Origin of the sequence: Flavobacterium sp. (assembly GCF_046153165.1) — a bacterium.
In the GTDB taxonomy this organism is placed as follows: domain Bacteria; phylum Bacteroidota; class Bacteroidia; order Flavobacteriales; family Flavobacteriaceae; genus Flavobacterium.
Map to the genome: position 1 here is coordinate 1 of NZ_JBJXEN010000100.1, position 10,855 is coordinate 10,855.

Sequence of the window (10,855 nt, forward strand, 5' to 3'; positions counted from 1 at the left end):
TGACAATAGTCAAATAATAAAATCCTTCAAAATAATTAAAACTAACTAAAATTAAATCATTATGAAAACAGCTTTACTTAAAATTTCAAAAGCAGCATTACTTTTTATAATTCTTACAATATCTCAAACCGCAAATGCGCAGGCTCCTCAAAAAATGAGTTTTCAAGCAGTTGTTCGCAATGGTAGTAATACACTTATTACTTCAGCTCCAGTGGGGATGAAAATTAGCATTTTGCGAGGCTCAGCAACAGGAACAGCAGTATATGTAGAAACGCAAACACCAACAACCAATTCAAACGGTTTAGTGAGTTTAGAAATTGGTACAGGAACAATTGTCACCGGAACGTTCTCTGGTATCAATTGGGCTAATGGTCCTTATTTTATAAAAACAGAAACAGATCCATTAGGAGGAAATTCATATACAATTTCTGGAACAAGTGAGTTAATGAGTGTTCCTTATGCTTTATTTTCTGCAAATTCTATACCAGGACCACAAGGTCCAATTGGATTGACAGGTCCTACAGGATCAACGGGAGCTACAGGACCTGCTGGAACAACAAATTATACATTTTTAACAAAAACAGTAAATTACACTATCACGAATACTGATATGTCTAACAATCTTGTTTTAATAAATACAACTACTAACACAGATTTAACTTTTACGCTACCTTTAGCAAATTCTGTAGTAGCAGGTAGAGTAGCATTTATTTCTGGTTCTTCAATTTCTAATTTTCAATCCATAAATGTTTTAACCAGCGGAACAGATACTTTACTAGGAATTTATACACCTGTGGGTACTACTAATCTCAATACAGCTATTGGAGCTTATGCATCTTGGGTGCAACTTGTTAGTGATGGTGTCAGTAAATGGTATGTAATTGGATTATATTTTTAGCAGTATCCAAAGAGACAAATTTCATAAACCGATAGGTATATTTTAATTATATTTGTAACAAATTAATACTATTTGATGATGATAAAGTCTAAAGCTGAACGTACCAAACAATTTATAATCGAAAAAACAGCTCCTATTTTTAATGCCAAAGGATATGTAGGAACTTCAATGAATGATATTATGAATGCTACTGGCTTAACCAAAGGTAGTATTTACGGCAATTTTGAAAACAAAGACGAGGTGGCTTTAGCCGCTTTTGATCAAAATTATAATACAATAGTCTCCTATTTAAGAAAGCAAATTGAAGTTCGTCCCAATATGATTGATAGACTTCTAGTTTATCCTGAAACCTATAGCGTTTTTTTAGATTTACCTTTTTTAAAAGCGGGTTGTCCAATTCTAAATACTTCGGTTGAAGCTGATGATACGCATCCTTTGTTAAGAGCAAAAGCGGTTAACGCACTTAAATTCTGGAAGACAGCTATTGAAAAATCAATTACAACTGGCATTGAAAGAAATGAAATTAAAGCCTCTACTAATGCTAATGAATTTTCATTCATTTTAATGTCTTTAATAGAAGGTGCTATGATGCAAGCCAAAGTTACGGGTAGTTCAGAAGTATTAAAAGTTACAATGAATTATTTAGAAAAAATGATTAAAGATTTAAAAGCGTAAAAAAATTTAAAATATAATATACCGATTGGTATTTTATTTAATATTCTAAAAATGGAGATCAAAACAATAGCATCATTTTTATCTTATTACGATAAGATCCGTGAAGGAACAAAACAAATTATTCAAGTAATTCCAGAAGACAAAATGGACTGGACATATAAATCTGGAAAATTTACAATTGCAGATGTAATAAGACACATTGCAGCAATAGAAAGAAATGTTTTTGCAGAATTAGTGATAGTAAACCCTGCTTGTTATGAAGGGTGCGGCAAAGAATTAGCAGATGGTTATGAGAATGTAATAACCTACTTCAACGAAATGCACAGTCAATCAATGCAAATTTTTAGAACTTTAAATGACGTAGACCTCAACAGAAAAATAGTAACATTAAGTGGAAGTGAAACAAAAATCGGCAATTTCTTACGAGCATTAATTATTCACGAAATTCATCATTGTGGTGCATTATGCATTTATTTAAATCTACTAGATGTAAAAACACCTTCTATTTTTGGATTAACTGAAGAACAAGTAATTGAAAAAAGTAAATCATTCGAAAATTCAGAAAAATGAAATACCTATTAATTATTCACGAAGTTGAAGATTACAAAGCTTGGAAAAAAATATTTGACAATGCATCAACTATAAGAAAGGATGCAGGTGAAATATCATTTCAAATTTTTAAGTACGACAACGTACCAAACAAAATTGTCCATTTTTCATTATGGAATGATATAGAAAATGCTAAACAGTTCTTTAATTCTCCAAAGTTAGTTCAAATTAGAGCAGATGCTGGTGTAAAATCACCTGATTTCATCTATTTGGATTTACTTGAAAGTGGTATTTTATAATTTGTAATACTATAATAGTGTAGTTAAAAAGAAATAATATAAAAAGGAACAAAATGAACGAAGTATATATCATAGCAGCTAAACGAACACCAATTGGTAGTTTTTTAGGAAATCTATCGGAATTTTCAGCAACACAATTAGGAGCAATCGCAATCAAAGAAACCTATCAATCTGTGGGAATTGATCCCAACACGATTTGTTCCGTTTATATAGGCAATGTCTTATCAGCAAATTTAGGGCAGTCGCCAGCAAGACAAGCATCAATATTCGCGGGTATTTCAGAGAATACTGATTGTACAACCGTTAATAAAGTTTGTGCTGCTGGAATGAAAGCAACAATTCTTGGCGCACAGCAAATTCAATTAGGACTGGAAGATTTAGTTATTACGGGCGGAATGGAAAGTATGAGTAATGTGCCACATTATAATCTACTTCGCAAGCCAGTTAAATTTGGCGATGTAAATTGTATTGATGGTTTGCTAAAAGATGGTTTAACCGATGTATATAACAATTTTCATATGGGAAACGCAGCAGAAATGTGCGTTGAAAAATATAATTTAACCCGAGAACAACAAGATGAATATGCTTTATCATCCTATGCTAAAGCGGTTAAAGCAACAAATAACGGCAAATTTAAAAATGAAATTATTCCAATAAAAATAATTCAAAAAATAGGCGAAACTATTATTAACAATGACGAAGATATTTTTAAAGTCATTCCAGAAAAAGTTGCCAAACTAAATCCTGTTTTTATCAAAAACGGAACGATAACAGCTGCTAATGCTAGTAATCTAAATGACAGTGCCGCTGCTCTTTTATTAGCTTCAAAAGAAGCAGTTGAAAAATATAACTTAAAACCAATAGCAAAAATTATTTCTTATGCTGATGCAGCCCAAGCACCAGAATGGTTTACTACCACTCCATCTATTGCCATTACAAAAGCATTAAAACAAGCTAACCTTTCAATCAAAGATATTGATTATTTTGAAATCAACGAAGCGTATGCAGCCGTGGTTTTAGCAAACCAAAAGATCCTTGATTTAGATAGTAATAAAATAAATATTTACGGCGGAGCAGTTGCAATGGGACATCCGCTTGGTGCATCTGGAGCTAGAATAATTTGCACATTAATTTCTGTTTTAAAACAAGAAGGAGGCAAATATGGTGTGGCTACTATTTGTAATGGTGGAGGTGGTGCATCTGCAATTGTTATTGAAAATATTAATCTTTAAAATATAAAAACTATGAACACAACTTATTTAGAAAGTATCAGAAAACAGTTTGAATATTACAAAATGTTAGGAGATAAAACAATTGACCAATTACCTGATAATAAGCTATTTTGGCAATACAATGAAGAAAGTAATAGTATTGCAATAATTGTTAAACACTTATATGGAAATATGCTATCACGATGGACAGACTTTTTAACAACTGATGGAGAAAAGGAATGGAGAAATCGTGATGGTGAATTTGAAAACAATATAAATTCAAAAGAGACACTTATTGAAATGTGGGACGAAGGTTGGAAGTGTTTTTTCAATGCTTTAAATCTATTAAATGCTGAAGATTTAAATCGAATTATATATATACGAAACGAAGGTCATACTGTATTAGAAGCAATCAATAGACAGCTTGCACATTATCCCTATCACGTAGGACAAATGGTTTTTATTGGTAAAATGATCTGCAATGAAAATTGGGTTTCACTTTCAATTCCAAAAGGAAAATCTAACTTCTATAATGCTGAAAAATTTTCTAAAGAAAAACACAACGAACACTTTACCGAAGAGTTCTTGAAAAAACCAAGTAAAGATGAATAAGAGCGAAATAATAACCAATCTGAATACAGCACATTCAGCATTTTGGGACAGAGCAATTCATTTGCCAAATCCAACTATTTCTGTAAAAGGTAAATGGTCAGTGGCTCAAAATGTGGAACACATTAATATAGGATTGTTACGAGTAAGTAATTATTTAGCACTTCCAAAATCGAATATCGAAACAAATTTTGGTTTATCAGAGAGAGCATCTGCAAGCAATGAAACAATTGTTAAAGTGTTTAAAAATGCTTTAGAAAATGGTATAAAAGCAACTGCCTCATTTATTCCAGAATTAAACCTAAATACCAATATTGAAGTATTAGTTAATGAAGGGAAAAATCTACTTGCAACGTTTATTTCAAATTTGCAAAATTGGACAGAAGAAGAATTGGAAACATACAATTGTCCACATCCAGTTTTAGGAAAAATTACAGTCCGAGAAATACTTTATTTCACTATTCATCACGTACAACATCACAATGAAACAATTACAAAAATGAAGTAAGATGAGCTTAAAAGAAACAGAAACCTATCAAATTGAAAATACTTCAACAGCCGATTTAAACTTCATATATACTCTTTTTGAAGAAGCGATTACTTACATAAAAAAGAATAATTATGTCGGCTGGACAACCTATGATAAAAACTTTATCAATCAGGATATTAGCAATAAACTTCAATTTAAAATAACAAACGGAAATGACATCTTTTGCGTTTTCAGTATCTGTTTTACTGATGTTGTGATTTGGAGAGAAATGGAAAAAGGAGATGCCATTTATTTACACCGAATTGTTGTTAATCCAAAATTTAAAGGGCAAAAACAGTTTGAAAAAATACTGAATTGGAATATAGAGTTTGCTAAAGAAAAAAGATTAAAGCATATCAGAATGGACACTTGGGCAAACAACCCTAATATTATAGAATATTATAAAAGTTTTGGTTTTAAACACATCGAAGATTATACAACTCCAAACACGCCAGAACTTCCCGAACAACATCGAAACCTTAAAGTGGCATTATTAGAAATGAAATTGTAACCTATAAAATCAAAATAAATGAAACAAGAAAAATGGTTTGATAGAAGTTTTAATTTTGAAAATAACCAAAATATTTTTCCGTCAATTTTAGAAAGACTTTCTGGAACTCCAATCCGTCTTGAAGAAAAGGTTATAGGTATTTCAGAAAACATTTTGACATTTTCTCTGGATAATACTTGGACAATAAAAGAAAATATTGGGCATTTAATTGACCTTGAACCACTCTGGCAAGGAAGGCTTGATGATATTATAAACGGTCAAATTGAATTACGCCCAACTGACTTACAAAACACTAAAACTGATTTAGCAAATCACAATGATACATCGTTACAAGGGCTACTTTCTGAATTTAGAAAAATAAGAGAACAAACTATTAAAACGCTACAATCTATAAAAGAAGAAACTGTTTTCAAATCAGCACTTCACCCTAGACTAAAAGCACCAATGCGAACGATGGATCTCTTCTTATTCGTTGCCGAACACGACGATCATCATTTGGCTAGAATAACTGAACTAATAAAAAACATAAAAAATGACAGAAACTAAAAAAACAAGAATTGCAATTGCAGGTATCGGTGGTATCGGCGGATATATTGGCGGAAAATTAGCATACTATTACTCAAATATTGATGATGTAGAAATCATATTTATTGCAAGAGGAGAAATGGCAGAGGCAATTAATAAAAAAGGATTAGAGCTAGAATCAAAAGGTACATCATATAAATGTATGCCAGCTTTAACTTCTGATAATCCTTTAGAAATCGGAATAATTGATATACTTATTGTCTGCACAAAAAACTTTTCGGTAGAAGAGCTTTTTGAAAAATATTCTACCAGCCTAACATCAAAATCAATTGTAATTACAACTCAAAATACTGTAAATGGTAAAGAAATTATAACGCCATATTTACCTTATGGAGCAACTCTTATGGAAGGAAGTATTTATATAGCTTCTAATGTTATTAAACCAGGAAAAATAGAGCACGTAAGTGGTCCAGCAAAACTCTTTTTTGGAACCGATGGTAATAACGATAGTAGAGGAGATAAAGTTGAAAAAATTCTTAATGATGCGGGTATAGATGCGACTTACACCACAAATATAAAATCTGTTTTATGGAAGAAGTTTATGTTCGTTTCTCCAGCGGCTATTGTTACGGCTCTATTTCAAATAACTTTTTCCGAAATAGTAGAAACTACGAAATCGGAATACTTATTTATCAATTTAATCTCTGAATTGATGCAATTGTCAACAGCCAAAAAAATTGCTATTGATGACAACACGGTTCTAAATAATATAAATCTACTTGGTAATTTTAAAGGCAATGTAAAATCTTCATTCCAACTGGATTTGGAAAAAAACAAACACACAGAAATCAATTCGTTAGTGAAATATGTTATCGAGGAAGCCAAATTGTTTCAAGTGCCAACTCCGCATTTTGATAGTGCACTAACCCAATTGTGTGTAATATATAAAAATTTAAAAAAAACTTAAAATGAAAAAATTAATAAAAATTAACTTGGCTTTCTGCTTATTTATAACAATAAATACAAATGCTCAAACAACAAAAACAATTACTGGTTTCAATCACGTAGAAAGTGTTGCCACAGACGGTAAATTTATTTACGCCGCCGACATTGGAAAAGAATTAAACCCAACGGCAAAAGATGGCGATGGTAAAATAATTAAATTGGATAAAAAAGGGCAAATACTTGATGCTAATTTCGTAAAAGAAAAACTAGATGCACCAAAAGGATTAGCGATTAACAAAGAAGTTTTATTTATAAATGATGTTGATAAAGTTCTTGCAATCGATTTAAAAACAGGAACTAAATTATACGAAATCGACTTTAGTAAAGACACCTCTTTCTTAAATGATATTGTAGTTTGGGATAACAACACTTTATACGTTTCGGCAACGGATAAAAGTAAACTTTACAAGGTTAATTTAATTGATAAATCCTATTCTGAAATTAAAACCGATGTAACTATTTCAGGAATAAATGGCTTGTTTTGCTATAAAAAAGCAAGTCGAATTTATTTAAATGGATTCGGAAGCGATAATAAACCAAACGGAGTTATCGGTTATATCAATCTAAAAGACAACACATTTACTCGAATAACTAATTTGGAAGGATTCTATGATGGCATATTTATCAGTAATGATGTTTTGTATGTAAGCAATTGGGTTGCTTTCGAAAAAAAAGGAATAATTCAAGGAATTGGAATATTTGGGTCTAACAAAGTTGCGATTATAAATATTTCTGAACCAATTTCTGGTCCAGCCGATTTTATTATAGTTAACGACCAATTAATTGTTCCAGCAATGATGAGTGGAGAAATTCATTTCATAAAATTAGATAGTGATTTGTATCTAAAGTTATAATCCATAAAATACTTTCCAAATCTAAAAAACCAAAACAATATGATAAGTCAACACGAAAAAGCAGTACAATTTAAAAAACTGCACGATGATAAATCTACTTTTATAATACCGAATCCTTGGGATGTTGCTTCAGCAAAAATTCTAACTCATTTTGGCTTTAAAGCTTTGGCTACTTCAAGTGCTGCTTTGTCATTATCTGAAGGTGCCAATGATAATGAATTGCCTATAGAAAAGGTAATGATTCATTTAAAAAATATTTCCACCTCAACACATTTACCAGTTACCGCAGATTTGGGGAATGGTTTTTTTGATAAGCCTGAAAACATTTATAACACAATAATTAAAGCATCTGAAACAGGAATTGTTGGAGCTTCAATCGAAGACACATTTTCAAACAAAAGTTATCCTTTTGAGTTGTCTGTTGAAAGAATAAAAGCAGCATCTGAAGCAGCTAAAAGTCTAAATTTTCCTTTCATGTTAACTGCTCGCGCAGATAACTATTTTATTGGAAATCCAGATTTAAAAGATACAATAAATCGATTAGAAGCTTACCAAATGGCAGGTGCAGATGTGCTTTTTGCTCCAGGAGTTAACTTAAAAACAGAATTAAAATCCATACTAACCTCAATTGACAAACCTTTAAATGTGTTAATGGGAATTAAAGGAGCTCCTATGAACTTGGAAGAATTGTCAGAAATGGGAGTAAAACGGGTTAGTCTTGGAGCTTCTCTTTATAGAACTGCAATGAGTAGTTTCATTCAAACTATACAACAAATTAAAGAGACAGAGCAATTTGATTTTGCAGAAAAATCCTTGAGCTTTCGAGAAATCAGCAATCTATTTTAGTAAATAGTAAAACAATAAAATAAGAATTATGTCTGTAGCAAAAAAAGAATATAAGCGTATTACGGTAAAGACACTTTCTGATATGAAAGTAAACAATGAAAAGATAACAATGTTAACAGCATATGATTATTCAATGGCAAAAATTGTCGACAATGCTGGTATAGAAGTAATTTTAGTTGGAGATTCTGCCAGTAATGTAATGGCAGGACATGAAACGACCTTGCCAATAACATTAGATCAAATGATTTATCATGCTTCTTGCGTAGTTAGAGCATGTAAAAGAGCATTAATTGTAGTCGATTTACCTTTTGGCTCCTATCAGTCAGATTCTAAACTAGCATTGCATTCTGCAATAAAAATAATGAAAGAAAGTGGCGCACATGCTGTAAAATTAGAAGGTGGTCAAGAAGTTAAAAAATCAATTAAAAGAATTATAAATGCGGGAATTCCGGTAATGGGACATTTAGGTTTAACACCTCAATCTATTTACAAATTTGGTACTTATGCAGTAAGAGCAAAAGAAGAAATGGAAGCAAATAGATTACTCGAAGATGCAAAAATATTAGAAGAAACAGGTTGTTTTGCCTTAATCTTAGAAAAAGTACCAGCCAGTTTAGCAAAAAAAGTAGCACAAAGTATTTCTATTCCAGTAATCGGTATTGGAGCAGGAGGCGATGTCGATGGACAAGTATTGGTTTTGCACGATATGCTCGGAATGACTCACGAATTTAACCCACGTTTCTTACGTCGTTACATGAACCTTTATGAAGATATGAATTGTGCTATAGGTAATTTTATTACTGATGTGAAATTAGTTGATTTTCCAAATGCAAATGAAGAGTATTAAACAACAAGCGATTAATAAATAAATTGATACAGGTGGAATTTGAAAATTATAATATTAGAATCATCAAAAAAGAAGATACGAAATCCTATTTTGAGTTAATAGAAAACAATAGACCCAGACTAGAAGACTTCATTTCAGGCATCGTTTCTAAAACAAAAAGCATAAATGACACAGAAGTTTTTATTGATGAAATAATAGAGAAGAATACAAACGAAGCCTATTATCCTTATGTAATAATAGAAACAATTAATAATGAAATGATAGGTTTTTTTGATGTCAAAAATATAGATTGGAATATCCCAAAAGCAGAAATTGGCTATTTTATCGATAAGAACCACACAGGGAAAGGAATTGCTAAAAAAGCACTGAATGAAATTGTTTCTCATTTTTTTTCTAACCTTAAATTTTCAAAGTTTTTATTAAGAATTCATCAGGAAAACAAAGCTAGTATAAATGTGGCTGAAAAAAGTGGTTTTACAATCGAAGGAACTATTAGAAGAGATTACAAAAAGACAAATGGCGAAATTGTAGACATGATGTACTTCGGTATAATTAACAACTAAAAAACAGTATAACTTAAAACTAATATAATGGAAAAAAATCCAAATTCAAAAGATAAAATTCGCTTCACAGATTGCGATATGTTCGGGCATTTAAATAACTCAAGATACCTCGAGTATTTAATTAATGCACGTGAAGACCATTTAAAAGATTTTTACAATTTCGACTTTAATGAATATTACAAAAACGATTTAGCATGGGTAATTGGCAGTCACGAAATTGTATACTTACGACCAGCTGTTTTCAATGAAATTGTAACAATTCAATCTAGTCTACTGAACCTGGATGTTGATTCTCTTCACGTAGAAACCATTATGATGGATGAAAGTCAAAATCAAATAAAAGCTATTATGTGGTCAAAACTCATCCCAGTAAATTTAAAAACAGGAAGAAAAGTACCTCATGATAGTAAATTTATGGAATGGGCAAAAACGATTGTAAACACAGAAGTAATTAATAATGTTGATTTACAAATCAGAACAAAACAATTACTTACTGAATTAAAAGTGAAACAAACTCAGTAAGTATTAATGTCAATTAGTTAGTAACACTATTAAATAAACGAAAAAGATGAATAAAATCCCTGTTTTAGAGTATATAAAAAAAATGTTAGTAGGTACCTTAACTGAAGATATTACCACAAGTATGAAATACCCAACTGCGATTTCAAGAACCTTAAAAATGGAAATAACAGAAATTGATTTCGGTAAAGCAACAATTCAGATAAATGCTGATGATCAAATTCATGGCAATCAACAAGGTACTATTCACGGAGGTTTACTATGCGAATTAGCAGACGCAGCTATTGGAACTGCCCATTCTACAATTGTTGGTGAAGATGAAACTTTTACCAGCCTTGAATTCAAAATCAACTTCTTTCGTCCAGTTTGGAAAGATACATTGCGAGCATTTGCATTTCCAGTTCAGTCTGGTAAA

General features: G+C 31.2%; 16 protein-coding genes. All 16 read left to right on the forward strand.

Annotation, left to right across the window (positions count from 1 at the left end; all coding sequences use genetic code 11):
• Window positions 1-61 precede the first annotated feature (61 nt).
• A complete protein-coding gene (locus ACKVOV_RS12010; RefSeq protein WP_409206999.1) occupies window positions 62-898 on the forward strand; it encodes a collagen-like protein in 837 nt (278 codons plus the stop codon).
• A 78-nt stretch (window positions 899-976) separates the two neighbouring features.
• On the forward strand, window positions 977-1,573 hold the full coding sequence (locus ACKVOV_RS12015; protein WP_409207000.1) for a TetR/AcrR family transcriptional regulator: 597 nt from the start codon (window positions 977-979) through the stop codon (window positions 1,571-1,573).
• Between the two features lie 51 nt (window positions 1,574-1,624).
• Window positions 1,625-2,143 (forward strand): DinB family protein, encoded by a 519-nt coding sequence (locus ACKVOV_RS12020; protein ID WP_409207001.1) that lies wholly within the window; start codon window positions 1,625-1,627, stop codon window positions 2,141-2,143.
• Complete coding sequence (locus ACKVOV_RS12025) at window positions 2,140-2,421, forward strand: antibiotic biosynthesis monooxygenase (protein WP_409207002.1); 282 nt, start codon at window positions 2,140-2,142, stop codon at window positions 2,419-2,421. The genes ACKVOV_RS12020 and ACKVOV_RS12025 overlap by 4 nt, the downstream gene beginning before the upstream one ends.
• A gap of 53 nt (window positions 2,422-2,474) precedes the next feature.
• Window positions 2,475-3,653, forward strand: a complete 1,179-nt coding sequence (locus tag ACKVOV_RS12030) for an acetyl-CoA C-acyltransferase (RefSeq protein ID WP_409207003.1) — start codon at window positions 2,475-2,477, stop codon at window positions 3,651-3,653.
• Between the two features lie 12 nt (window positions 3,654-3,665).
• The gene (locus tag ACKVOV_RS12035) at window positions 3,666-4,244 is read left to right on the forward strand and encodes a DUF1572 domain-containing protein (protein WP_409207004.1); all 579 of its coding nucleotides are present in this window, start codon (window positions 3,666-3,668) and stop codon (window positions 4,242-4,244) included.
• Window positions 4,237-4,749, forward strand: coding sequence for a DinB family protein (locus ACKVOV_RS12040; RefSeq protein WP_094152318.1), 513 nt, complete (start codon window positions 4,237-4,239; stop codon window positions 4,747-4,749). The genes ACKVOV_RS12035 and ACKVOV_RS12040 overlap by 8 nt, the downstream gene beginning before the upstream one ends.
• A 1-nt stretch (window position 4,750) precedes the next feature.
• Complete coding sequence (locus ACKVOV_RS12045) at window positions 4,751-5,281, forward strand: GNAT family N-acetyltransferase (protein ID WP_409207005.1); 531 nt, start codon at window positions 4,751-4,753, stop codon at window positions 5,279-5,281.
• Window positions 5,282-5,299: 18 nt separating this feature from the next.
• The gene (locus ACKVOV_RS12050) at window positions 5,300-5,827 is read left to right on the forward strand and encodes a DinB family protein (protein ID WP_409207006.1); all 528 of its coding nucleotides are present in this window, start codon (window positions 5,300-5,302) and stop codon (window positions 5,825-5,827) included.
• On the forward strand, window positions 5,814-6,773 hold the full coding sequence (locus ACKVOV_RS12055) for a ketopantoate reductase family protein (protein WP_409207007.1): 960 nt from the start codon (window positions 5,814-5,816) through the stop codon (window positions 6,771-6,773). Before ACKVOV_RS12050 ends, ACKVOV_RS12055 begins: the two co-directional genes overlap by 14 nt.
• A 1-nt stretch (window position 6,774) precedes the next feature.
• A complete protein-coding gene (locus ACKVOV_RS12060) occupies window positions 6,775-7,665 on the forward strand; it encodes a hypothetical protein (protein ID WP_409207008.1) in 891 nt (296 codons plus the stop codon).
• 39 nt (window positions 7,666-7,704) lie between these two features.
• Window positions 7,705-8,511: an isocitrate lyase/phosphoenolpyruvate mutase family protein gene (locus ACKVOV_RS12065; RefSeq protein ID WP_409207009.1), complete on the forward strand. Its 807-nt coding sequence runs from the start codon at window positions 7,705-7,707 to the stop codon at window positions 8,509-8,511.
• 28 nt (window positions 8,512-8,539) lie between these two features.
• Window positions 8,540-9,358 (forward strand): 3-methyl-2-oxobutanoate hydroxymethyltransferase, encoded by an 819-nt coding sequence (gene panB / locus ACKVOV_RS12070; RefSeq protein ID WP_409207010.1) that lies wholly within the window; start codon window positions 8,540-8,542, stop codon window positions 9,356-9,358.
• A gap of 32 nt (window positions 9,359-9,390) precedes the next feature.
• Complete coding sequence (locus ACKVOV_RS12075) at window positions 9,391-9,921, forward strand: GNAT family N-acetyltransferase (RefSeq protein WP_409207011.1); 531 nt, start codon at window positions 9,391-9,393, stop codon at window positions 9,919-9,921.
• Between the two features lie 27 nt (window positions 9,922-9,948).
• On the forward strand, window positions 9,949-10,443 hold the full coding sequence (locus ACKVOV_RS12080) for an acyl-CoA thioesterase (protein WP_409207012.1): 495 nt from the start codon (window positions 9,949-9,951) through the stop codon (window positions 10,441-10,443).
• Window positions 10,444-10,489: 46 nt separating this feature from the next.
• Window positions 10,490-10,855, forward strand: a 366-nt coding sequence (locus ACKVOV_RS12085; RefSeq protein ID WP_409207013.1) for a PaaI family thioesterase, incomplete at its 3' end; no start/stop codon positions are given.